Origin of the sequence: Holdemanella biformis DSM 3989 (assembly GCF_000156655.1) — a bacterium.
Classification (GTDB): domain Bacteria; phylum Bacillota_I; class Bacilli_A; order Erysipelotrichales; family Erysipelotrichaceae; genus Holdemanella; species Holdemanella biformis.
Map to the genome: position 1 here is coordinate 10,046 of NZ_DS996841.1, position 23,540 is coordinate 33,585.

22 protein-coding genes, 1 tRNA gene and 1 riboswitch are annotated in these 23,540 nt (G+C 33.9%); of the genes, 1 reads left to right on the forward strand and 22 read right to left on the reverse strand.

All coding sequences use genetic code 11. The annotated features are described in order from the left end of the window. Positions 1–47: 47 nt before the first annotated feature. The 14 genes from deoD to EUBIFOR_RS01665 form a co-directional block, all read right to left on the reverse strand. On the reverse strand, positions 48–764 hold the full coding sequence (deoD, locus tag EUBIFOR_RS01600; RefSeq protein ID WP_003864144.1) for a purine-nucleoside phosphorylase: 717 nt from the start codon (positions 762–764) through the stop codon (positions 48–50). 45 nt (positions 765–809) lie between these two features. Continuing rightward, positions 810–1,412 (reverse strand): AAA family ATPase, encoded by a 603-nt coding sequence (locus EUBIFOR_RS01605; RefSeq protein WP_003864145.1) that lies wholly within the window; start codon positions 1,410–1,412, stop codon positions 810–812. 22 nt (positions 1,413–1,434) lie between these two features. Beyond that, on the reverse strand, positions 1,435–2,031 hold the full coding sequence (locus EUBIFOR_RS01610; RefSeq protein WP_003864146.1) for a hypothetical protein: 597 nt from the start codon (positions 2,029–2,031) through the stop codon (positions 1,435–1,437). Position 2,032: 1 nt separating this feature from the next. After that, positions 2,033–2,353, reverse strand: coding sequence for a PTS sugar transporter subunit IIA (locus EUBIFOR_RS01615; RefSeq protein WP_003864147.1), 321 nt, complete (start codon positions 2,351–2,353; stop codon positions 2,033–2,035). A gap of 1 nt (position 2,354) precedes the next feature. Further along, positions 2,355–2,648: a PTS sugar transporter subunit IIB gene (locus tag EUBIFOR_RS01620; RefSeq protein ID WP_003864148.1), complete on the reverse strand. Its 294-nt coding sequence runs from the start codon at positions 2,646–2,648 to the stop codon at positions 2,355–2,357. Positions 2,649–2,663: 15 nt separating this feature from the next. Beyond that, complete coding sequence (locus EUBIFOR_RS01625) at positions 2,664–3,992, reverse strand: 6-phospho-alpha-glucosidase (protein ID WP_003864149.1); 1,329 nt, start codon at positions 3,990–3,992, stop codon at positions 2,664–2,666. A 70-nt stretch (positions 3,993–4,062) separates the two neighbouring features. Beyond that, positions 4,063–5,964 (reverse strand): BglG family transcription antiterminator, encoded by a 1,902-nt coding sequence (locus tag EUBIFOR_RS01630; RefSeq protein WP_003864150.1) that lies wholly within the window; start codon positions 5,962–5,964, stop codon positions 4,063–4,065. 10 nt (positions 5,965–5,974) lie between these two features. Then, positions 5,975–7,213, reverse strand: coding sequence for a PTS sugar transporter subunit IIC (locus EUBIFOR_RS01635; protein WP_003864151.1), 1,239 nt, complete (start codon positions 7,211–7,213; stop codon positions 5,975–5,977). 246 nt (positions 7,214–7,459) lie between these two features. Then, positions 7,460–8,206 (reverse strand): coiled-coil domain-containing protein, encoded by a 747-nt coding sequence (locus EUBIFOR_RS01640; protein WP_040466050.1) that lies wholly within the window; start codon positions 8,204–8,206, stop codon positions 7,460–7,462. A 105-nt stretch (positions 8,207–8,311) separates the two neighbouring features. Beyond that, positions 8,312–9,085: an HAD-IIB family hydrolase gene (locus EUBIFOR_RS01645; RefSeq protein ID WP_003864153.1), complete on the reverse strand. Its 774-nt coding sequence runs from the start codon at positions 9,083–9,085 to the stop codon at positions 8,312–8,314. Continuing rightward, on the reverse strand, positions 9,078–10,037 hold the full coding sequence (locus tag EUBIFOR_RS01650; RefSeq protein ID WP_040466051.1) for a Gfo/Idh/MocA family protein: 960 nt from the start codon (positions 10,035–10,037) through the stop codon (positions 9,078–9,080). The genes EUBIFOR_RS01645 and EUBIFOR_RS01650 overlap by 8 nt, the downstream gene beginning before the upstream one ends. Beyond that, positions 10,027–10,701 carry a ribose 5-phosphate isomerase A gene (rpiA, locus tag EUBIFOR_RS01655; RefSeq protein ID WP_147587351.1) on the reverse strand — a complete coding sequence of 225 codons (675 nt, stop codon included), beginning with the start codon at positions 10,699–10,701 and terminating at the stop codon, positions 10,027–10,029. Before rpiA ends, EUBIFOR_RS01650 begins: the two co-directional genes overlap by 11 nt. Positions 10,702–10,788: 87 nt before the next feature. Then, the gene (locus EUBIFOR_RS01660; protein ID WP_003864156.1) at positions 10,789–11,619 is read right to left on the reverse strand and encodes a MurR/RpiR family transcriptional regulator; all 831 of its coding nucleotides are present in this window, start codon (positions 11,617–11,619) and stop codon (positions 10,789–10,791) included. Positions 11,620–11,660: 41 nt separating this feature from the next. After that, positions 11,661–12,941: an adenylosuccinate synthase gene (locus EUBIFOR_RS01665; protein WP_003864157.1), complete on the reverse strand. Its 1,281-nt coding sequence runs from the start codon at positions 12,939–12,941 to the stop codon at positions 11,661–11,663. A gap of 134 nt (positions 12,942–13,075) precedes the next feature. Here EUBIFOR_RS01665 and EUBIFOR_RS01670 point away from each other — a divergent pair. Then, positions 13,076–13,150, forward strand: a tRNA-Trp gene (locus EUBIFOR_RS01670). A gap of 246 nt (positions 13,151–13,396) precedes the next feature. On the opposite strand, the gene EUBIFOR_RS01675 is transcribed toward EUBIFOR_RS01670, so the two are convergent. The 8 genes from EUBIFOR_RS01675 to EUBIFOR_RS01710 form a co-directional block, all read right to left on the reverse strand. Further along, positions 13,397–14,044 (reverse strand): Crp/Fnr family transcriptional regulator, encoded by a 648-nt coding sequence (locus EUBIFOR_RS01675; RefSeq protein WP_003864158.1) that lies wholly within the window; start codon positions 14,042–14,044, stop codon positions 13,397–13,399. A 172-nt stretch (positions 14,045–14,216) separates the two neighbouring features. Beyond that, entirely contained in the window at positions 14,217–15,557 is a 1,341-nt protein-coding gene (gene thiC, locus EUBIFOR_RS01680) for a phosphomethylpyrimidine synthase ThiC (protein WP_003864159.1), read from the reverse strand. A gap of 101 nt (positions 15,558–15,658) precedes the next feature. Then, positions 15,659–15,765, reverse strand: a riboswitch (TPP riboswitch). Positions 15,766–15,813: 48 nt separating this feature from the next. Beyond that, positions 15,814–17,211, reverse strand: a complete 1,398-nt coding sequence (gene nhaC, locus EUBIFOR_RS01685) for a Na+/H+ antiporter NhaC (protein WP_040466052.1) — start codon at positions 17,209–17,211, stop codon at positions 15,814–15,816. Positions 17,212–17,231: 20 nt separating this feature from the next. Next, positions 17,232–18,008: an alpha/beta hydrolase gene (locus EUBIFOR_RS01690; protein WP_003864161.1), complete on the reverse strand. Its 777-nt coding sequence runs from the start codon at positions 18,006–18,008 to the stop codon at positions 17,232–17,234. 112 nt (positions 18,009–18,120) lie between these two features. Then, positions 18,121–19,560: a sensor domain-containing diguanylate cyclase gene (locus tag EUBIFOR_RS01695; protein ID WP_003864162.1), complete on the reverse strand. Its 1,440-nt coding sequence runs from the start codon at positions 19,558–19,560 to the stop codon at positions 18,121–18,123. A gap of 131 nt (positions 19,561–19,691) precedes the next feature. After that, positions 19,692–20,324 (reverse strand): vWA domain-containing protein, encoded by a 633-nt coding sequence (locus tag EUBIFOR_RS01700; RefSeq protein ID WP_003864163.1) that lies wholly within the window; start codon positions 20,322–20,324, stop codon positions 19,692–19,694. Positions 20,325–20,395: 71 nt separating this feature from the next. Further along, a complete protein-coding gene (locus EUBIFOR_RS01705; RefSeq protein ID WP_003864164.1) occupies positions 20,396–21,328 on the reverse strand; it encodes a macro domain-containing protein in 933 nt (310 codons plus the stop codon). Positions 21,329–21,357: 29 nt separating this feature from the next. Continuing rightward, positions 21,358–23,433 carry a two-component system response regulator gene (locus EUBIFOR_RS01710; protein ID WP_003864165.1) on the reverse strand — a complete coding sequence of 692 codons (2,076 nt, stop codon included), beginning with the start codon at positions 23,431–23,433 and terminating at the stop codon, positions 21,358–21,360. Positions 23,434–23,540 lie beyond the last annotated feature (107 nt).

Sequence of the window (23,540 nt, forward strand, 5' to 3'; positions counted from 1 at the left end):
TCCAATCCCAAAAGAATCAATAACGACACAAACTATTTTTTTGTATTTCATAAGCGAATTGCACTTTCTAAGGCAAGAGTAATCATTTCATTAAAGGATGTTTGTCTTTCATCCGCACTTAAATGTTCATTTGTACTTAATGAATCCGATACCGTTAATAAACAAGCCGCCTTTTTATTCAATACCTTGGCATTGTGGAATAGGGCAAAACTCTCCATTTCGACGCAAAGCGCATCCTGTTCTTCAACCATTTTTTCTGGTTGTTCCAAGTCCCCTTCATAGTAGAACACATCACTAGAATGTGTATTTGTCTTTACAACAGGAATTGAAACTTCTTGACTTACACTTTCAATCAACTTATTTAAATCTTCATCTGGATACTGCATTGTATCTGTATCACCACTTTGTGCTAAGGCATAGGTAGATTCTGAATAACTTCCCTTGACTAAAGCTACAGACTTCATTGGTAATCTTTCAGAATAACTTCCTGTACTACCAACTCGTATAATGGCATCCACATCATAGAATTTAAAAAGTTCATAGGAATAGATTCCCATACTTGCCATTCCCATTCCGCTTCCCATGACAGAAACTCTTTTTCCTTTATAAGTCCCTGTATATCCTAGCATGCCTCGTACATCATTAAATAATACGGCATCCTTTAAAAAATTTTCGGCAATCAATTTAGCTCTTAATGGATCACCTGGCATTAAAACAACTTTTGCGACATCTTCTATATTTGCGCTATTGTGTGCTGTTGACATAATTTCCTCCTAAAATAAAGACCAGTCAAAGCTGGTCTTTCAATCTTAATATTGTCCTGGGTTATACTTAAATGCATTCGGTACAACATGATTTGGATCATACTTCTCTAAAATCTTACCATATCTTTCACGATAATCATTATCAATTTTCAATTGAGGAATGACCTTTGTTCCCTCTTCAAAGAAGTGCTTTGATCCACGTCCCATTTCTTGTCCACGTTTAGTGTGTTTATCCAAAGCTATATCTGGAACTTCCATGACTTTTCCCATAGCTGCTTCTTTAATAATAATATTTTTCAAATAATCACTTGAACGATCTTTTGTACTTGCACAAAGTAAACGAATCGCATGGATAAAATACATTGGCTGATCCCCATCATCATACGCATATGTTTTACGTACTTCATTTAATGTGTTGACTTGCACAGCCGCTTGTAAATTTCCAAAACCAATATCTTCAACTGAAATTGTTAGTAATCGACGCCATAGCTTATCTAAAAACAAAGGTCCTGTGATATATAATTCATAAGCAGCTTGACATGCTTCTTCTACTTTATTGCGTCGAATGCTTTTTTGAAGTGTAGAAATCACTTCATCTGCGGCTAAGCCATTTCTTGTTTTTGCGGCAGCCCAAATATTATATGACATATTCTCTTACACTCACTTTCCATTAATATTGTTCTGAACTATATTTGAATGCATTCTCAACAACATGATCTGGATCATATGTTTCAAGAATCTTTCCATAGCGTTCACGATAATCATTATCGATTTCTAATTGTGGAATCACTTTTGTGGCTTCTTCGAAGAAGTGTTTTGATCCACGCCCCATTTCTTGTCCACGTTTTGTGTGTTTATCCAATGCGATATCTGGTACTTCTACCACTTTTCCCATGGCCGATTCCTTAATAATGATATTTTTCAAATAATCACTTGAACGATCCTTTGTACATGTACAAAGCACGCGAATCGCATGAATAAAATACATAGGTTGATCCCCATCATTGTATGGGAAATTTTTACGCATCTGATCGAGTGCATGAATTAAAACTGGAACATTTAAATCTCCAAATCCAACGTCTTCAACTGCAATTGTTTCTAGACGAGACCACATTTTGTCTAAGAAGACAGGTCCTGAAGTATATAATTCATAGGCTGCTTGACATGCTTCTTCAACTTTTGCACGACGAATATATTTCTGTAATGAAGACTGTACCTCGTCCGATGCAAAGCCATTCTTTGTCTGAACGTCTGCCCAAATTGTCATTTTATTTGCCTCTACTTTCTATTAATAAAATTATTTCTTGAATCAAAGTCTTTATTGTTTCTGCTGACATAAGCTGATCTTCCGCATGCGCCATCAACATTGTGATTTGTGGTTCTTGCGTATTCATTTCCTGCTGTAACAATTGAAGATGGGCTTCGTGGGCTTGTGAAAAACTTACATCTCCATTTGACATTGATTGTTCGTAAGCTGTTTGATCGTTTTCACGATAATATTTAAGAGCTTCTAAATAACTTGACTTTGCTAAACCGGCATATGTGATGACCTGCATAGCAACTTGTGATATTTGTTCAACGTTAGCCATATTACCCCAATAATTTCTTTGCCATTTCAATAGCAGCAGCTCCATCTGCCATCGCGTATGCTCTAGGTTCAATACTAGCAACTGGAATATTTAATTGTTGATGAATTGAATCCACCGCAAAAACCAATTGTGGACCTACTAAGCATACATCCCATTTACCCACTTCGTTCTTGATTGAAGCATTAGCCACTGCACTTACTTCAATATCTTCACCTGTTTTTTCAGCAACATCTCTAATTTTTTTTACAAGAATTGAACTTGACATTCCTGCATTACAGCATAACAATATTTTCATTTTGATTTCCTCTTTCTATTTTAGTTCTGGCCAATATGCTTTATTCGCCTCAATAAAATCATCTAAAATTTTTCTTGCCACATTGGCATTTGGAACACATTTATTTAAAGTTAATGCCTGCAACATTTTTAAATAACTGTGCTGCTCATACGCATCGACAACAAGCTTTTCACAATTCACTTGTTGTTCCATCAATCCCTTTTGAAAATGTGGAATTTCACCCACAGTCAATGGTTCATATCCATCTTTTCCAACAATACAAGGAATTTCAACCATAGCATCCTTTTCAAAGTTTGAAATTGCTCCATTATTTGGAACAATCAACAACATTCTTTCATGTGTATTAAATGCTAAGGCCGTTGCTAGATCCACAATAAATTCAGCATGAATACCGATTTGTAGTGTTGTATCCTTTGCGGTACCTACTTTTTCAATACGAGCACATTCACCAAATACACGTTTTTCTCTTGTATCCACAACTTGATCAGCACGAGTATAATTTGGATCTGTATGTGCAACCATATCATCTCCAAACAAATAATATTGGAAATATGAATTTGGACACATCGTAGGATCGATCGCAATAATGTCTTTTACCTTTTTAGCTGTATCAAACCATGAGCTATCTGTATAATGTGATGCGTCATCATCGGCTAAACAGTTACCGTATTTTAATTGGTGTGCAATCAAGTCTTGAATATATTCTTTTCCATCTTTATCCTTGATAGATGTCCACCATCCAAAATGATTCAACCCATAATAACGGATACACATTTCTTTACGGTTTTTGAAACCTAAAATACGTGCAATTGTATGCTCCATACCAATTGGCATATCACAAATATTGATAACTCTAGAGTTTGGTTTAAAACGACGACATGCCTCTGCTACAATGCTAGCCGGATTGGAATAATTTAACATCCACGCATTTGGTGAATATTTTTCCATATATTCAATGTTTTCCAATACCCCCGGAATGCTTCGTAAGCCATAGGCCATGCCTCCTGGGCCACATGTTTCTTGTCCAACAACACCATATTTCAATGGAATTTTTTCGTCTAGAGATCTCATTTCAAGCTTACCTACACGAATGTGTGCTAATACAAAGTCAACATCTGTATAAGCTACTTCAGGATCTGTTGTTGCGACATATTGAATGGTTGGATCTTTTTCTTTGATTAAGATTTCACATGCCTTTGCGACATGATTTTGACGTTCTTCATCGTTATCATATAATTTGATACTTCTTAATGGTAAACGATCTAAGTTGTCTAACAACATTAAAATAATTTCTGGAGTATATGTACTTCCTCCACCAGCAATAACAATTGAAAATTTCTTCATTTTACTATCTCACTTTCTTTTCATAAGACAATAAATTGATACATATATTATGTTTGATTTTATTGTTTTTTTACTCTAACAATTTAAAACTATATAAATTTTTAATGAAGGCATCACTATCTTCACTTTGAAGAAGCTCATGCATATATTTTTTGTGTGAAACAATTTGATTAAAGAATTGAAACAACAAGTTCATTTCATCGTTTCGTTTCTTTTCGAGTGCTAATAAGAATACGAGCTGCACTTGATTTCCATCATGTTCTAATGGCTTTTTCAGCAAGGCCACTTCGATACCTGTTTTATCGGCAAATGTAAACAGGGCGTGTGGAACCATCATCTGTGATCCTAAATTGGTTGGATAATTCTTTTCTCTCAACAAAACATCTTCATAAAATCCTTTTGTATCGGATATGAATCCTGATTCATGTAACTTTTGAGACATCTCTTGTAAAAGTTCTGAAAGCTCTTTTGTGTCTGGATATACCTTTACATGTTCTTTTTGAATATAACAATCTAATATTTTTGAAACACGTTTATTCATACGAATCATGTGAATCATTGAATTCAATCGTTCAATGTCTTTGATTTCTGGCAACTTATCCATACTGAATACTTCAACATCTTTTAAGATAAGAAATGAATCCAACGTAATGACTAAATCAATGGGTGTAAGATCCATCTTTTTCAAAGCTTCTTTATTTATGATATCTACAATCGCAATCTGGTTTTTAAAATACATTTCAAGCCATTGTGTCAACAATTGTTTAACGCTATGGCGCTGACTTGTGACAACGATTGTTTTAAGTTTTACATTTTCATTCTCTAAGAATTGTGCCACATATACAGTTAAATATGAAATTTCATCTTCTGTAACATAAACACGTTTGTATTTGAAAAGAATGGGAACAATCATCATGCTGATTTCAAACGCAAATGGAAACTTTGTCTTTACATCATCAACAATGGGATTTTTCAATTCATATCCACCAATAACTCGTCGATTCATAAACTCTATGTGCAAAAGCATTTTACTAGATAAAGCTTCCGATTCCTTTAAGTTGATTGAATATTTATCAAATACTTCATTACAGAATTCATCAAATACAAGCACTGTAAAATCCGTGATTTTTGGTACTTCATCTGTTGATTTTATTTTAAATGTATGTAAAAGATTATATAGAATCGGAATATCCGCCTGTTCTAAATAAGACGACTGCATACATAATTTAGTAATGACACGAGTATAAAGATCGTCGGGAGAACTTATTTGATTATCCTCTAGGTTGTATCCATTTAGATTTCGTACTCGACATATCAAGATGCATGCTGCAAAAATGGATAAGTCTGTTTCTGATAAATAGACTTGCTCCCCATTCATGATTTTAATTACATCTTCCTTTGTGGATTTATAATATTTCATAACCCACGAATCACTTAGAAGCATATAAAGAATGTCCATCAAAGCATCCGGATTTTCAAGTGCCATGTCTTTTACGATTTTAAAAAGAAGCTCACGAATTTCACTTTCTTCTAATAAAATGACACACTCATCTTTTTTTAGCTTGAATAATTCCACATTGTAGTTTTTCAACAAAAACTGAATCACTTTATTGATTTCTTTGCGGATTACAGAATCGGATAAACCTAATAATTCAGATAAATCATATATACTGCAATCCTCAAAGAATAGTATTTTACCTATAATTTTGTAAATACGATAGACAGCTAGATCTACATTTTCATTATCCTGATTGACTATGTTACGAATAATATCTAGGTGCTCATCATTAATCATATATCCTTGTTTGGTACTCGAACGTATTAATATACAGTTTGTCACATCATTCATAAATGTGATTTCACTACGTATAGTTCGTGTTGATACATTTAAATTTTCTGATATTTCTTTTCCATGAATCCCCGGATTATTCATAATCAATTTTATAATTTTTAATTGTCTAGCTGTTAACATGTTTCTCTTCCTATTTTTCTAAAGCTTGTTCTTTTTGTAGCTCTTCTTTTTCCATCATCTTAAAGAATGGATAATAGAACACAGTTTGTAGAATCAACAATACAAATACTAGGACTACAGACTTCCAATCTAATGTCATTAAGAATGCACTTACTCCTGGAGGCAAGAATCCTGGAGGATTGGCAATTGGTTTACCGACTAAGCCTAAATTCATTGTTAAATATACAATTGTTGTACAGATCAATGGTCCAAACACAAATGGAATAAACATAAATGGGTTCAAAATAATTGGCGTACCAAAAATTAATGGTTCATTGATTCCAAACAAGCTTGGAATAATGGATACTTTACCTACTGAACTCAATGATTTTGCCTTTGATCTCATCATTAAAATATTTAATCCTAATGTTAAACCAGATCCTGTTACGCATAATATACCATAGAATAATCCAAACGTAAAAATATGTTGAACAGGTTGTCCTGCCGTATAAGCCGCAATGTTTTCAGCGCCATACGCAATCGCAAAAGTTGCCCATACAGCCGATGTAATACTTGGTCCGTGTAAACCAAAGAACCATAATAATTGTGTTAAGAACATCACAATCAATAATGCTGGCAAAGTGTCCATTCCTGTTACAGCTGGTGCTAATATATTCATAATCAATTGTGGGAAGGCAACCTTTCCAAATGATAATGAAAGATTAGCAATTGCGACCGCAATAATTGTATTTAATACAAGTGGTACTAAAGCTGCAAAGCTATCTTGCACCATTGGTGGTACACTCTCTGGCATTTTAATATACCACTTGCGTTCGTAACAAATATGATAAATTTCTACTGTAAATAAGGCTGCAATAATACCTGTAAATAATCCAGTTGATCCTAAATAAGATGTATTTAGTTGACCATCTTTGACTACAGCACAAAGAATGAAGAAAACAACTAAAGCAGTGACAGCAGGTTGGCTTCCCTTTAAATCATATTTTTCAGATAAAGTCTTCGCAATAAAGTATGTCGCATATACTGCAAGCATATCCGTTGTGAATGCAGATGCATATGTCAACACGCCCATATTTGCACTTAAGAAATCATAAACAGGTCCACTTCCCAAAAGGTTGGCAATACCTAAGAAAATAGTGCAGAATGAACCAACGATAATAATAGGTACTGAAGCAACGATACCATCTTTAATAGCTTGAATGTGTTTTTGTTGTTCAAGCTTGTTCGCAATTGGCATCAAATACTTCATAAGTACATTTTGAATTTTTCCATTTTCGCTCTCCTCGTATACAATTTTTGTCGACCAAATTGTTATCTATATATTAAATGTTCACACTATAATTCTCAAATCTTCTTTTTCCACTTAAAGTGGCAAGAAAAAAAGTCGTCATAAAGACGACTAAAAAATCCTTTTCATGATTTTTCCTTCACTTCTCGATAAACATTTCGCAACTTGAGATACACTCATACCATTTGAAAGCATAGTTCGAACCATCTAAGTCATTTCTTGATTCATCTTATCAACCAGCTTATCAGATTCATCTGCACGTTTATTTGCTTCCTCTAATCGTTTTTGAGCTTCCTCTAATCGTTTATGAGCTTCTTCAAATTCAAGTTTTAGTTCATTTTCTTGTTGTATTCTAAAGTCTTCAATCCATTTTGTCCAACAATCATTCGATATGGTTTCTACTCGTTTTTCTACCGTTTGAATTACTTCATCATTTTCTATCATCTTAGTTTTACCATTATCACGACAATTCAAAAAGTATACCATTTTTTCTTTATCATTCATCTGATCATAAGACTTATCTAAATTTTGTGTTGAATACACAGATATTTTCAACATGCCATCCGGAAAAAGCAAAATACCATTATCATTTCTAAATTGAAGATCTATTTCAAATTCACATTCCTTACCATCATAGAACGCAATGACTTGACATGGGTTTAAATCATATTCTTCCTGTGATCCAAACAACCTCATAAGATAATATTCAGATAAGCGATGTAATTTGATTATATTTTGATCTATCAGAATAGCTAGTTTCATCTTGGTGTTGTCGTCAAATTCTACAAAAGCTTCAAGTATTGGATCAACCCCCACATTCGTTACATGTACATTCACCACCTTTCTTTCCAAAAATACCGTGAGCAATGATTTTAAGGCATCGTTTGCCTCCTTACAATCTTCGCCAAACACATACTTAAAGGCGAAATCATTTAATAAATTTGCGCTACGCATGAGCACCTCATTTCTAGTAGGCATTTCCTACATACTCATATACGTAAAAAAATGCACTTTTTCTAATAAATTTTAATTTTTGCGCAAAAAAAGCGCCTTTCGACGCTAAATCCACTCCATTTTCTTACAAATATTATAAATCCCATCATCTACATTGGCATTTGTAACTAGAGTTGCGATAGCCTTTAATTCTTGACACGCATTTCCCATCGCAACACTTGTCCATTGTGGATCAAACATAACCATATCATTTGTGTCATCACCAAAAACAACCACATCTTTTAAATCACCACCAATATGCTGCATCATATCTAAGATTCCTTGATGCTTCGCATCATATTGAAACATTAAATAATCTGGTACAAAACGCATATTTCCTGATGTATCCTTTAAAGTCAATTCGGATTCTTTGTCTTTTGGGATGGAAATATACATTTTATAAATCACATTCAACTTGTCTACATCCAAATTTTCATCATACACATACTCCGTAGGCTCCTTACGATCACCCACTTGATTTTGAAATGTATGATCCTTTGTATATACCTTAATCGAATCGTCTAACGCAAATAAAACACCATATCCTAAAGATAGTGCTTGTCTAGCAATTGCCTTTGATTTTTCTAAATCCAAAGGAATATTTTGTACTAATTCATCATGTATGACTAATCCGCCACCACCGCAACAAACCATATCATGTAAACCCACACTTTCCATAAACTTACGTGCTTTATAGTGAGCACGACCTGTCGCAATAGCTACAAAGTGACCTGCCTTTTGAAGTTCATTTAATGCCACTTGTGCACTTGGCACAATTTTACCAGTCGACTTATCTGTAAGTGTTCCATCTATGTCAAAGAAAAAATATTTTTTATTCATATTTACCCCACAATCTTTGAACTTCTGTCAATACATCCATCACATCACAAACATAGCTCAAATTTTCTTGGCCATTTAAACTAGAAACATACTCTTCCATATCTCGAATTTCATAGTTTAGTGCCAATCCACTTTCTCCACAAACAATTTCCTCAGTATGACCATCCTTTGTATATGTGATTTTTGCCTTATCCGCTCTAGGAAAATTATACACCTCAATATAACCGTTCTCACAAGCTACTAAACCACGCTTTGGTTGTTTAGCACGCATTGTCAAAGAAATCGTCGCAATTTCATTTTCTATATTTTTCAACAAGATACCACTCGATTCATCCACACCCGTTTCAAATGGTGTCATTGTCGTTAATACTGTGTTAGGTTTACTGGACATAAACCAACGTGCAAAACTTACGGCATACACACCAATATCAAGTAATGCACCACCAGCTAAGTCAGGATTAAAGAAGCGATTCTTGACATCATATTCTTTAAAGCTACCAAAATTGACTTGAACCATCTTCACTGGACCTAAAGAATTTGATGAAATCACTTTTTTCAACTCTTTAAATAACGGCATATGAAATAAGGTAACCCCATCACTAATGACTAAATGTCTTTTTTTGGCAATCTCTACACACTCATTCAATTCCATAGAATTTAAAGTAATCGCCTTCTCACAAAAGACATGTTTATTATGCGTCAAAGCCTCTTTCATGATTTCATAATGCGAATTATGAGGTGTGGCAATATAAACAATATCTATATTTTCATCTTCAAACATTACTTGATAAGTCTCATATACATGTTCAATTGAAAATTCTTCAGAAAACTTTTTAGCCGAACTATAATGACCAGAAGCTACACCGTAAATTCCAACACCTTCTTGAATCAAAGCATTTGCCATATCATGCGCAATCCAGCCAGAACCAACAATTCCCCAATTATAATGCATAGAATTCTCCATTTCTTTCTTTTTTAAATACGCCCTTATCATTGACTAGAATCATTCCAGTAAGTATATCCACAAACAAACTAGTGTCCACAACACCTGGCATCATCAACAATGTTTGATTCAACAAACGAATATCTTGAACCCCATCAAAATAGACATCTAATAAGATATTCCCTTCATCACTCATTAGAAATCCATCTTTATTTGAAGCTGTACGCAACTCAATATTCCCATTTAATTTTTCAATTTTTTTCTTTACAATACTATAAGCCTTAGGCAATACTTCTACTACAACAGGCACTTTAAATGCCAAAGTCTCATGAAATTTACTTTCATCAACCAATACGATATATTCACCAGCCATAGACGCAATGATTTTTTCTTGCGTATGAATACCACCACCACTTTTTAAAGCATTTAAATGCGAATCCACTTCATCACAACCATCAAAGGCAATATCCACATGATCTACATATTGCGTATTTAATACAGTTAAACCCATCTTTTGAGCTAATAATACAGTCTTAGAAGAAGGAGATACCACCTTGATATCTTTATCTTTTACATAATCAATTAAATACGATATGGTACTACCGCCACCTAGACCTACAACCATACCATCCTTTACTAATTTTGATGCATATAATGCACATTTCTTTTTCATAATCATCACCTTTTTCAATATACCATGTAATCAAATTTCGTCAATATATATTTTATGTAATTTATATTCATGTGTAAAAAAGAAGAATTATACCTTCAAAGAAGCATACAATTCTTCACACTGACTTATTCTATCATAACTATTATCCGAAGCATTGGTTAAGAATAAGTATAAGATTTCAATAATAGTCGCAGCTGAAATTCTCGAAAAACAAAACTCATTTAAAAAGAGCTTTTCTCGCGTCGAAGTCTGAATATGATATACACATTCTTTGGCAACCACTGAATCCTCATTATTCGTAATTCCAATCGTAGGCACACCCCGCTTTTTCATTTCTTTACATACAGCTAAAACCTGACTACTTTCTCCACTATTTGAGATTGCGATCACTACATCATTCGAATCAAGACCAAGCGCGTAGGAAACTTGATTTTCCCAAATAGTAGATGTAAAGGTTAAAATACCAATCTCATTAAATTTAAACATACAGTCAAGTGCCACTGGAACCGTATTTCCTACGGCACACACAAGTACATGTTTCGCATTTTGAATCAAAGATAAAATTACACTAAATTGATCCACATCAATATTGCGAATCGTAGCTGTAAGTTCAGAAATTTTATTGGAAAGAATGGTTTCTAAAGAACCTGAAATATCACTTGTAGAAATGGTATTTGATTTTTGTTCGATTTCATTGACACAATCCCTAGCCAAATTCACCTTTAAATGATGGAAACTGTCCATCTGACATTTTCTGGCAAACCGCGAAACACTCGCTTGCGAAGTATTACATGCTTGAGCAAGCTGTTTAATTGTCATATTCACCACTTCTTTTGGATGTTGGATAATATAATCAGCAATCTTCTTTTCTGAATCAAAAAAAGAATTATAATGTCCATGAATTGTATCGAGTATCATATAATCACCACCACTTCTATATTATCAAAAAAGAGATCAAATTACTTGATCTCATGTACGTAAATATTATTAACACGATCTGGTCCTACAGAAATCATAGAAACACGTACGCCTGTGAATTCTTCAATGAAGTGTACATAGTCTAAACATTCCTGAGGCAATTGATCGACTGAAGTCATCTTAGTGATATCTGTCTTCCAACCTTTGAAAGTCTTATAGATTGGTTTAGCTTTGGCAACATCTGCCTGATCACTAGGAATATAATTATATTCTTTACCATCAATTTCGTATCCAACGCAAACCTTGATTTCATCCAAACCGTCTAATACGTCAATCTTAGTGATAACAATATCTGTTAATCCACTCATTAAGTTTGCGTGTTTTACAGTTAATAGATCCAACCATCCACAACGACGAGGACGACCTGTAGTAGCTCCATACTCTCCACCGTGTTCACGAATCCATTCACCTTGTTCATCTAATAATTCAGTAACGAATGGTCCTTCACCAACACGAGTTGAATACGCTTTAACAACACCTACAACAGTCTGAATACGACTTGGTGCAATACAAGCACCTGTAGTAACACCAGCACTTGTTGGACTTGAAGAAGTTACATATGGATATGTTCCATAGTTGATATCAAGCATAGCTGCCTGAGCCCCTTCAAACAATACTGTCTTATCTTCATCCAAAGCTTCATTGACTAAGTGTGTTGTTTCTTGGATCATAGGGACAATACGATCATAAATAGCTTCAAAATCAGCTACCATCTTATCGTAATCCATAGCTTTTCCACCATATACGGCAGTAAATAATTTGTTTTTGAAATCTAAGCAGTCTTTTAAACGAACTTTAAAATGTTCAAAATCCTTAAATTCATGAAAACGAATACCATGACGAGCATACTTATCTGCATAACATGGACCAATTCCACGTTTTGTAGTTCCGATTTTATTAGATGCAGCTTGCTCTTCTAATTCATCTTGATATTGATGATATGGCATTAACATCTGTGCACGGTCACTAATAATGATGTGTTTCGTTGATAAACCATCTTTTTCTAATTGTTCCATTTCTTTTAATAATACGAATGGGTTACAAACAACTCCTGGACCAATGATACAAGTTGCTTCTTCATGTAAAACACCACTTGGTAATAAGTGCAATACATGTTTCTTACCATTTACAATGACTGTATGACCTGCGTTATCTCCACCTTGGAAACGAACGATCATATCCGCCTTTTCTGCTAAAACATCGACGATTTTTCCTTTACCCTCATCGCCCCATTGGGTACCTACAACTACTTGGCTTGACATAAGAGCCTCCTTTTAGGTATGTTCTTTACAATACCTAATTAATTATAAGTAACCCTCATATTATTGTCAATTGAGATTTTTTAAAAAAAGAGCTTGCACAACCATTTAATTCATGTTATCATTAACAGGCACTTAGGGGTATCGTCCAAAGGCTAAGATAGCGGTCTCCAAAACCGTTGATGTGGGTTCGAGTCCTACTACCCCTGCCAGTTTGAAACTCAAAGTTCTGAATTTACTTTATATAAAGGAATTCAGAACTTTTTTATTTTTAAATCTCTCATTTTTGGCAAACTTTTTTTAATCAAGGAGAATCAGAAACGATTCCCCTTTTTATTTACTCAATAATTCTTTTATGGAATATCATTTTCCCCTAACCTTTCTACCTTCATATTAACAATTCCACTCATTCATCTTAAATAATTCACAAAATTGCACAAAAAAAAAGAAGCTTACAATTAAATAAACTTCTTTAAATAATCCACATCTAGAAATAGGATTTTATGATATACCATCGTTATGACACCTTGTTGTCTTAATCCACGTAAGATACGATTTACACTATTTCTTGTAGATACACCGCAAAAACCTGCAATATCATCATTTGTGACTTGAAGATCAATAAAGATCCCCTTCTTAACTTTTCTTCCGAATAATTCAACCAGATAATAAATAAAAGCACACACGGCACCATTTTTACCATTCATAGTCATTAATTGCTGGCGATAAATGGCTTCCGACAACTTCTTACGATAATATGCATCTATATAATCTCTTAATTCTTTGTTTTCACTTAAAAATTTTGAAAACAATTTGCGATTCACACGATAGAATACAGCTGTATCACTTTCAATACGAATATGAAAAGATGCTGAAGTAACCTTTTTTATTTCATCTTTTAAAAGTGAAAGCACATCAAAACCTTTTAAATACATAATGTTAAATTCACGACCATCACTTAATATTATACTCGTTTTTACTATTCCATCTTTTAATATATAAATATCTGCCTGATCATGACCATCTATCATTAAATATGAATGTTTCTTTTTTTCGATCGTCGCAAGATTCTTCCCCTCAAAAAAATCTAATACAAACTCACTCATAAATTACCCTTTCTAACTCGTTGTCTATTGAATCATAATTAACATACGTCATTCATTAACGTTTGTTATTGATAAATCTAACAACAATGCTACATATTTAATATATCATATTCTATCCACTCTTGACTAAATTCAGTTAATTATTACAAACCCTTACTAAAATGTACAAACGTTACAAAATATCAATATTTTCTCCAGACAAAGCCTTATTCATGCTTCTTACAGCACAGAATTTTCCACACATACTACAAGTATCACTGTGATCTTCTTCTGGCATACGAGATTGACGAATTGCTTTTGCAGTTTCTGGATCTAGCGCACACGCAAATTGAGCATCCCAATCTAGATTCTTTCTTGCATCAGCCATCTTGTCATCAATATCTCTAGCTCCAGGAACACCTTTGGCAATATCTGCTGCATGGGCTGCAATCTTAGAGGCAATAATACCTTGTTTTGTGTCTTCTACATTTGGTAAAGCCAAATGTTCTGCAGGCGTTACATAACATAAGAAAGCTGCACCCGACATAGCTGCAACAGCACCACCGATAGCCGCCGTAATATGATCATAGCCTGGCGCAATATCTGTAACTAATGGGCCTAACACATAGAATGGAGCTCCCATACAAATTTGTTGCTGAACTTGCATATTTGCAGCTACTTGATTCAAAGGAACATGTCCAGGTCCTTCAACAATCACTTGAACATTATGATCCCATGCACGTTTTGTTAGTTCTCCCAAACGCACCAATTCTTCAATTTGACACACATCTGTCGCATCTGCTAAACATCCTGGACGACAAGCATCTCCTAAAGAAATCGTTACATCATATTTTTCGCAAATATCCAAGATTTCATCATAAAATTCATAGAATGGATTTTCTTCCCCCGTCATTGACATCCACGCAAACACTAAACTTCCTCCACGAGAAACGATATTCATTTTACGTTTATGTTTTTTAATTTGATCAATCGTTTTTCTTGTGATTCCACAATGCAAAGTCACAAAGTCAACACCATCTTTGGCATGCAACTCAACTACATCTAAGAAGTCTTTGGCAGTTAATGTGTTTAAATCTCTTTGATAATGAATCACACTATCATATACAGGAACTGTACCAATCATAGCTGGACATTCGGATGTTAATTTTTGACGGAATGGTTGTGTATTTCCATGACTTGATAAATCCATAATAGATTCAGCGCCTAAGTCTACAGCAGCCATAACCTTTTTCATTTCTACATCATAATCTTTACAATCTCTAGAAACACCTAAGTTGACATTGATCTTTGTTCGTAGCATGCTACCAACGCCTTCAGGATCTAATGATTTGTGGTTTTTATTAGCCGGAATAACGACCTTTCCACAAGCCACTAACGCTCTTAGTTCTTCCTCTGTCATTTTTTCTTTTTGGGCTACAATCTTCATTTCTGGCGTAATAATACCTTTACGCGCAGCATCCATCTGAGTGGTATATGTAGCGCCTGTACTTACTGTACTTTCATTTGTGTTCATTTTTAATTCTCCTTTTCCAAATGATTTTTTAACGTGACAAAAAGTGGTGCTCCCATCTTGCCACTAAAAAAAGTGAGCAACCAATATAGGTATACTCACACTAAAAAAGACAAAGTATTTCCCTACGTTGGCATTATCCAAATCAGGTTATAGGTCGAAAGTCATACTTTCCTCTCAGCCTGTACTACAAGCTCCCTTTTTTTATTTACATTAAAGTTATACACCATTTCTAAAAGATAGTAAAGTTGCATAATATTTATTTTCGAACCGGCTTTTCTTCCTTATCCCAAACACCAATTCCAGTGATTGCGCAAATCATTGAGAAAACGGGAACAATAAAGATAAACCAAGCATATGGAATATATGCCGTACTACATCCAAGCACACCCATGACATAAATTGTCGCAACACCCCAAGGCACGATTGGCGCTGATAAGGTACCAGAATCTTCTAGCGTTCTTGATAATACTTTACGCGAAATATTCATATCTTCATATGTAGATTCAAAAGTCTGTTCCGTCACAATAATAGATACGGTTTGTCCACCTGCTGTTAAAAAATTTACAATGTAACAATATACCAAAGTGACAAACACCAATACAGTACGATTCTTTATGAACTTCAATAAAACATTTTTAGCTAAAACATCCAAAATACCAGAAGACATAATGACAGCGCCCATTACACTTGCCACCATAAATGTAACCAACAATTCTGACATTGAAAGAACACCACCACGATTTAACATTGGATCTACTATAGATACACCTGTCTCAATACTGAATCCATTAAATGCATAATTCATTAAATCTACAAAATTTACACCTTGAAACACCATCGCAAAAATAGCCGATACTACAACTGCAAGTCCCATACCTAACAAAGATGGAAGTTTAAATACAGAAATCAAAATAACTAAAATCGCTGGTAAAATCAATAAAATATTAATTGTGAAATGCTTGCTTAAAGTATCCATAATCAATTTTTGTTGGGCAAGATCCATACTTCCACCACTATAATAAAGCCCCGCAATTGTAAATAATACTAAGGCAACTACAGCTGCTGGAAGCGTAGTGTACTGCATAGAATGAATATGATCATATAAAGGCACTTTACTTACACCGCTTGCCAAGTTGGTTGTATCGGATAATGGAGACATCTTATCCCCTAACCATGCACCAGAAACAACAGCACCCACTACCAATGGTACTGGAATACTAGTCGTAGAGGCAATTCCTACCATCGCAAGACCCATTGTGGCAACTGAACCAAATGAAGTTCCCGTAAATTCACTGGTTAAAGCACAAAGCACAAAAGCTAGTGGTACTAATATTTTTGGAGATACAACTTGCATACCATAATACATCAATGTGGGAACAGTCCCACCAGCCATCCAAATTCCTACAAGCATACCCACCATAATCACAATTAAAAATGTAGGCATACATTCTGCGGCCGTTTTAATTATATTTCGTTCCACTTCATTCCATGGAATATTCAACAATCGGGTTGTGATCACAGATACAATAACACCCGCAAAAACAGAGAGTGTTGTATTACATCCCATGTTGATCATAATAATAAGTACAGCAATAATTACCAAAAATGAAACAATCGCAAATAGTGTTGTTGGCTCTTTTCTTTCTTGATTCATATCAAATTCCTTCACTTTCTTTATAATAATTCTTCTTTCAAAAAGTCTAGAGCACCTTGCATTCTAGCTTCTCTAAACGCAAACGATTTAAATCTATGCTCTGCCCCTTTGACAATAATACATTTTGCTCTTTCCTTAAAAATTTCTTTATATTTATAACTACACTCACAAGAAGCCGTAATATCTTGATCTCCATGTATCGTACATACATTCTTATCAAACAAGCTTGCTTCTGAATATGGATCTAATGTACAAGCGTCTTGATAAAACTTCAGGCTCAATTTTAACCCTTCTACATCGGCACATCCATCTGCTTCAATATTCGAAACATCTTGGCCACACAAAGTTTTATGCTCCTTTAAGTTATAAACTAAATCTGGAGCAGGACACCACAAGGATAAAGCTCGAATCTGATCTTTACACTTTCCTGCCACCATACTGGCCACACACCCTCCTAGACTACATCCATGAAGTGCAATTTTTTTAGTATCGACAAAATCCAAGGATCGAACATATCTCAACATGGCTTGTGCATCTAGAATTTCACTTGAAACGGTCATATCTTCAAATCTTCCATCACTTTCACCACTGCCATTCATATCAAAACGAACACTGGCAATACCAGCATCACATAGTCTTAAAGACAATTCATTATGTACAAAATTAATTTCATTTCGATCATCACAAAAACCATGAAGAAGAATGACCATAGGCACTTTTTGGCTTACATCTTTTGGAATATGAAGCATACCACGAAGTGTTAAACCATCTCGCTTGATTTCTACATACTTCTGCATATATATTTCCCTCCGTTTCGGGTATAATACCACAAAAACAACAAAATGTTTACTATTTTTTTACACATGTACTCATCGTAGATACAAATTAACCTCTTTGTTCACAAAGAGGTTATTTTTTTCTGAAAATAGTTGCACTATAACCAGTAATTTTCTTACTTTCATACATTGCAGAATCCGCTCTACAATATAATTCATCAAAACTTAAATCTTCTTTTCCATCAAAGAAACATGCACCAAGACTTAATACAATTGGATGATTTTGTATAGATTCAACATGGATCTGTTTCAAATTTTCAAATAAACGTTTAAAGAAAGAATTTGCACACTTACGATTTGTAACTCCCGGAATATATAACGCAAACTCATCTCCGCCCAAACGCATGACTATATCTTTATCACGACATGATTTTTGAAGCGTATGTGCAATCGCGATAATAACCTCATCCCCTGCCATATGCCCATATGTATCATTAATCGATTTAAATTTATCACAATCCACTAGACACATCATGCCACTAATTTTATTATCCAAAACACGCTCAATCATCTTTTCTCCACTTCGACGATTTGAAACACCCGTCATCGTATCCGTTTGAGCTAGATATAATAATTTATCTTCTCTTCTCTTTTGTTCGTCAATACATTCCACACAATATAATACATGTAATAAATGACCATCCTCATCATAGTCTACCGGAATATAACGTCCACGACACCAACCAGAAATATTACCATAGAAAACACTATCAATTGATTTCTTACCTCGCAGTCTTTCATCCAATGTTTCTAGATCCATAAACTCAATTTCTCGATCCACATAATCTTGTTGACAAAACTCTTTATGAATCTTATAAATATGATCACTAAAACAATCCTCTACATCATTTATTTTGTCGACTTGTAAATATTTAAGGATTTCCGGTTCCGTTTTCACAATATGATATTTCTGCGTCTTTACATTAATATAGTGCATTGAAGTATAAATTTGGGCCAATGCCGAATATCCACTCAATTTAGCCTCTTGTTTGGACTTATTTTGAGAATTACGAATCTTTAAAAAAGATACAACCAACGTTGCGATCATGTCCAAAAATATTGTCAGACTTGAATGTTTATCAAGCGGCGGATTATCAACGCCAAAAAAACCACTAATTTCATCTTTATAGCGAATGGGACAAACCACTAGACGTGTAACATTTTGCACTTTCAACGTATTATACGTATACGCATGATCCTTTTTAATTGTTTCTACATCTTGAATGATCACATTTTCTTTCTTGTCAAAAGCTTTATACCACCAATCAATAATATCCATGTCCACACCTTGTAAAAAATCAATTTCCGGTTGGATACCTTCACTACACCATTCATACGTATTATTTGTCACATGTTCTTTTTTATTATCTTCAAAAATATAAATACGATCACACCCAATGTGTTTTCCAAAAAAACGAATAAACTCATTGATCTGCTCATCCGGTGTATCAAACATAAGTGCAGAACGTAAGGCTTCATTGATGACCAATTCATAGCGCATGATTGCCTGCATAAGTTACCTGCCTTTCTTTAAGAAACATTTCAATTATCTAACCACATTATATCTTTTAAACGGTTATACATTAGTTATATTTTATAAAAAATTAGTCAATTAAACAAGAAAAGAACCACATAGTATGGTTCTTACTTACACTTTTCTATTTTTGATTTCCAAGATTTTGACAAAGGTACACCCGAACATATACACTGAATGGCTTCATCCAATACTTCATAATTCAAACGAGTACCAACAGAATCACATTGATAATTTACCGCATGATCCTTATCGATTCCATATTGACTTGCCGTATCAATCGCATCCATATTGGCTGCAAGAAATAAGAATTCCCAGCCATATTTTTCTTTCTCATATTCAATCATCGACTTGACTCTTTCCTTTGAATAATATCGACTCGCATTTTCCATTCCATCCGTAATAATCACAAACATCGTATGCTCTGGAACATCCTCAACCCGAGCATATTTGTGAATATTTCCAATATGACGAATACTTGAACCTAATGCATCTAATAATGCGGTGCACCCATAAACCTCATAATCCTTGTTTGTCATAAGTCTAACTTCATCAATCGGTTTACGATCATGAATGACCACACTTGAATCATTAAATAAGACGGTCGAAACTAAAACTTCTCCGTCTTGTTTCTTCTGTTTGTTGATTAGAGAATTAAACCCTCCAATTGTATCCTTTTCTAAACCACACATTGATCCACTTCGATCTAAAACAAAAACTACTTCTGTACAATTCTTTTTCATCACTGTATCCTCCTTGATTGATTACAGTATAGTTTTTATCCCCATCAAAATGGTCGCCTTAAAAGCGACATTTATACGCCAATTAAACTTTGATCAAACGCAAACAACGCTTCATTAATTTCAAAAACATTATAATTTCCTTGTGATACAAAATATTCAACAATAATATCAAACTTATTTGAATGCGATAAACTAAACCCTGCCTTATTTAACATATCTTCCATATCATCAAGCGATAATTCTAAAGCTAGCGCAAAGGCAATCACAGTTTGTTTAGAAGGTTTGTAGTTGGGATTTGAACGAATCTTAGAAAACAATTTACGATCAATGTTAGCTTTCTTATAGCATTCTACATCGCTCATACCACTCTCATCAATTTTCCTTAAAAGCATCGTTGAAAAACTTTCATCCATTTGATTTAAAGCATCTATTAAAGAAAATCTTGGAGCAATGATAGAATTGCATACCAACATATGCTCATCCTCATAATAATCATCAATATAAGCTTCAATGGAATCAAATAATTCAGAACTAATTTTATATGAATTTCGATCATAAACAACTAAATACACCATCATTTCATGATCTGTTAGAAAAGAGACAATACTATTCATTGCCACTTGTAAAGCTAACTCTTTTGGGAATTGATTCGTTCCTGATGAAATCAATGGAAATGCGATTGATTTAAGCTTATATTCATTTGCTAACATCAAGCTCGACAAGTAACAAGATTTCAACAAAGCTTCATTATTCTTATTTTGTATATTCCATACAGGACTTGCCGTATGAATAATATACTTACACAATTTATATCCACTTGTAAGACAAGCTTGTCCAACTTTCAAATTTCCTATTCTTCTACACTCTACATCTAATTCTTTACCCGCAAATTGATGTATGTAATGATCTAAGCCACCTTTCGCATCCAAGCTTGGATTTGTCGTATTCACAATCGCATCCACTTTTAATTTTGTGATATCCTGACGAATTATTTTTATTGGCATAAGCCCTCCTATACAACAAAAGAGCTTTATTAAGCTCTTAGTTTTTCGATAAAATCATCTTGTTTTAAAGGCTTTGAATAATAGAAGCCCTGAATTTCATCACAATTCATTTCGATCAAACAATCCCTTTGTTCTTTGGTTTCAACACCTTCCGCAACCACTTTCATATCTAAACCATGCCCCAAATCAATCGTTTGTCGCACAATTTTCATTCCACGTGGTTTGGCAATATAGTCAATTAAACTCTTATCCAATTTAACCGTTGTGAATTTCAATTCATTTAAAGTTGTTAATGAAGAATATCCGGATCCAAAATCATCCATATGTAATTTAAAGCCTGCATTGACCATTTGATTTGTGATTTCAAGAATTTGTTGCGAATATAAAGCTGCAGATTCCGTCAATTCAATCGGAACACAACTAAAAGGAATTTCATTCTCTTTTATGATGTTGATATATCTTTGTACCACATCACTAAAGTGAATACTTGCACGAGATAGATTGACAGAAATAGGAAGGATCGGTAACCCTTGTTTCATTCGATCTTTCTGGAATCGACATACGGTTTCAAATACATATTCATCAAGTTGAACAACTAAACCATCACTTTCAAATAATGGAATAAATAAACCTGGTGAAATCAATGTTCCATCTTCTTTTTGCCAACGAACAAGTGCTTCTGCACCAACAATTTGTTCAGATGAAGCATCATATTTGGGTTGAAAATAGACTACAAACTCTCTATTTTTAATTGCATCTTTAAAATCATTTTCCATTTGTCTTTGCGCAAGTAATTTTTGATTCATTTCCTGCGTAAAGAAGGCGATATTCTGTTTAAAATCTTTTGAAATACTCTTCACAGCCATTAATGCACGATCACACATGATTGGTATCTGAAGACTTGTATCTACATTTTCATAAATTCCTAGTTTCACACGAATATTTGGAATAGGAGCTTCTTCCATAATCTTATTTAAATTGTTTTCGATACGATCCACATCAATTTTTTCTTTACTATGGAATAAAGCCAATAATTGATCCCCCTCATAGCGTGTCAACAATCCATTTTTAATATAGTATTTAAACGCATTCGCAAGGTAAATCAAAACTTCATTTCCCTTTTTCGTTCCGTAAGTTCCATTGATCAATTTAAAATCAGCTACATCTAAAACAACGATATTAAAAATTTCATCTGTCATAAAATTAGTCAATGTACGAGCATGATGATAAAAAGCCTGTCTTGTATATAAACCTGTCAACTCATCTTTTTCAATGGCTGCCAAAGTCATACTTGATTCTCTTAACTTAATAACACTATCAATTCGACTCATTACAATTCTTGTATTATAGGGCTTTGTGATGAAATCAACAGCACCTAGACCTAAACATTTCAACTCATCTTCTTGCGAATTATTTCCCGTTGTCACAATGACTGGAACACTAGCTAACAAAGAATCTGATTTTTGACGAGTTAAGAATTCAAATCCATCACACACAGGCATTACAACATCTAATAAAACAATTGAAATATCTTTATAATTCTGAGATAGAATTTGTAAACCATCTTCCCCATTTACAGCTTCTAATACATCATATTCATCTTCTAAAGTAGCCTTTAACATTTCTCGATTTAAATCATTATCTTCAACAATCAAAATTTTTCTTCTCAAACCACTTGGTGTAATCACATTGTTGATCATATCCAAATTATTTCTTCGAATATCCAAATCTTCATTCGCAAAACCAATGACAATTTGAGTAATTTTATCATGATCTTTAATACAACCAAAGTGTGTGTACATAAAATGAATTTCGGAATCCGTTTTAGATTGATAATGAATATTAAAATGTTCCGCATTTTCTAAACGAGTATAAAGAGAATTAAACGAAAGTGCAATACGTAACATATCACGATTCTTTTCGTATACACAATGATCAATATATTGATTCATCGCGTCATTATAAAGCATATGTGCAGAAAAGCCAGGCAACACATCTGTTTCCTTAAAAGCATGAATCTGTTGAGTTTTGCAATCAACAATATAGATGTTTTTAAATTCTTCGCCTAGTATTTCATAGATGCGATTTGAATCAAAATCTCTCATAATAACCCTCTTCTAAAAATATATAACTAACCAACAGTATTATATAACCAAAATTTAATTTAGGCAACGAAACAAAAAAAAAGCGTCTTTCGACACTTTATCATTAT

What these genes read in the sequence shown, in the direction of transcription:
- EUBIFOR_RS01620 (WP_003864148.1), bottom strand. Translation starts at nt 2,648, where the DNA reads ATGAAAATATTGTTATGCTGTAATGCAGGAATGTCAAGTTCAATTCTT.
- EUBIFOR_RS01675 (WP_003864158.1), bottom strand. Translation starts at nt 14,044, where the DNA reads ATGAGTGAGTTTGTATTAGATTTTTTTGAGGGGAAGAATCTTGCGACG.
- EUBIFOR_RS01630 (WP_003864150.1), bottom strand. Translation starts at nt 5,964, where the DNA reads ATGTTAACAGCTAGACAATTAAAAATTATAAAATTGATTATGAATAAT.
- EUBIFOR_RS01605 (WP_003864145.1), bottom strand. Translation starts at nt 1,412, where the DNA reads ATGTCATATAATATTTGGGCTGCCGCAAAAACAAGAAATGGCTTAGCC.
- thiC (WP_003864159.1), bottom strand. Translation starts at nt 15,557, where the DNA reads ATGAACACAAATGAAAGTACAGTAAGTACAGGCGCTACATATACCACT.
- EUBIFOR_RS01650 (WP_040466051.1), bottom strand. Translation starts at nt 10,037, where the DNA reads ATGCATTATAATTGGGGAATTGTTGGTTCTGGCTGGATTGCGCATGAT.
- EUBIFOR_RS01705 (WP_003864164.1), bottom strand. Translation starts at nt 21,328, where the DNA reads ATGCCAATAAAAATAATTCGTCAGGATATCACAAAATTAAAAGTGGAT.
- EUBIFOR_RS01625 (WP_003864149.1), bottom strand. Translation starts at nt 3,992, where the DNA reads ATGAAGAAATTTTCAATTGTTATTGCTGGTGGAGGAAGTACATATACT.
- EUBIFOR_RS01660 (WP_003864156.1), bottom strand. Translation starts at nt 11,619, where the DNA reads ATGATACTCGATACAATTCATGGACATTATAATTCTTTTTTTGATTCA.
- nhaC (WP_040466052.1), bottom strand. Translation starts at nt 17,211, where the DNA reads ATGAATCAAGAAAGAAAAGAGCCAACAACACTATTTGCGATTGTTTCA.
- EUBIFOR_RS01665 (WP_003864157.1), bottom strand. Translation starts at nt 12,941, where the DNA reads ATGTCAAGCCAAGTAGTTGTAGGTACCCAATGGGGCGATGAGGGTAAA.
- EUBIFOR_RS01635 (WP_003864151.1), bottom strand. Translation starts at nt 7,213, where the DNA reads ATGAAGTATTTGATGCCAATTGCGAACAAGCTTGAACAACAAAAACAC.
- EUBIFOR_RS01615 (WP_003864147.1), bottom strand. Translation starts at nt 2,353, where the DNA reads ATGGCTAACGTTGAACAAATATCACAAGTTGCTATGCAGGTCATCACA.
- rpiA (WP_147587351.1), bottom strand. Translation starts at nt 10,701, where the DNA reads ATGAAAAAGAAATGTGCATTATATGCATCAAAATTAGTAAAGGATGGT.
- EUBIFOR_RS01610 (WP_003864146.1), bottom strand. Translation starts at nt 2,031, where the DNA reads ATGACAATTTGGGCAGACGTTCAGACAAAGAATGGCTTTGCATCGGAC.
- EUBIFOR_RS01640 (WP_040466050.1), bottom strand. Translation starts at nt 8,206, where the DNA reads ATGCGTAGCGCAAATTTATTAAATGATTTCGCCTTTAAGTATGTGTTT.
- EUBIFOR_RS01700 (WP_003864163.1), bottom strand. Translation starts at nt 20,324, where the DNA reads ATGAAAAAGAATTGTACAGAAGTAGTTTTTGTTTTAGATCGAAGTGGA.
- EUBIFOR_RS01695 (WP_003864162.1), bottom strand. Translation starts at nt 19,560, where the DNA reads ATGCAGGCAATCATGCGCTATGAATTGGTCATCAATGAAGCCTTACGT.
- deoD (WP_003864144.1), bottom strand. Translation starts at nt 764, where the DNA reads ATGTCAACAGCACACAATAGCGCAAATATAGAAGATGTCGCAAAAGTT.
- EUBIFOR_RS01645 (WP_003864153.1), bottom strand. Translation starts at nt 9,085, where the DNA reads ATGAATAAAAAATATTTTTTCTTTGACATAGATGGAACACTTACAGAT.
- EUBIFOR_RS01710 (WP_003864165.1), bottom strand. Translation starts at nt 23,433, where the DNA reads ATGAGAGATTTTGATTCAAATCGCATCTATGAAATACTAGGCGAAGAA.
- EUBIFOR_RS01690 (WP_003864161.1), bottom strand. Translation starts at nt 18,008, where the DNA reads ATGCAGAAGTATGTAGAAATCAAGCGAGATGGTTTAACACTTCGTGGT.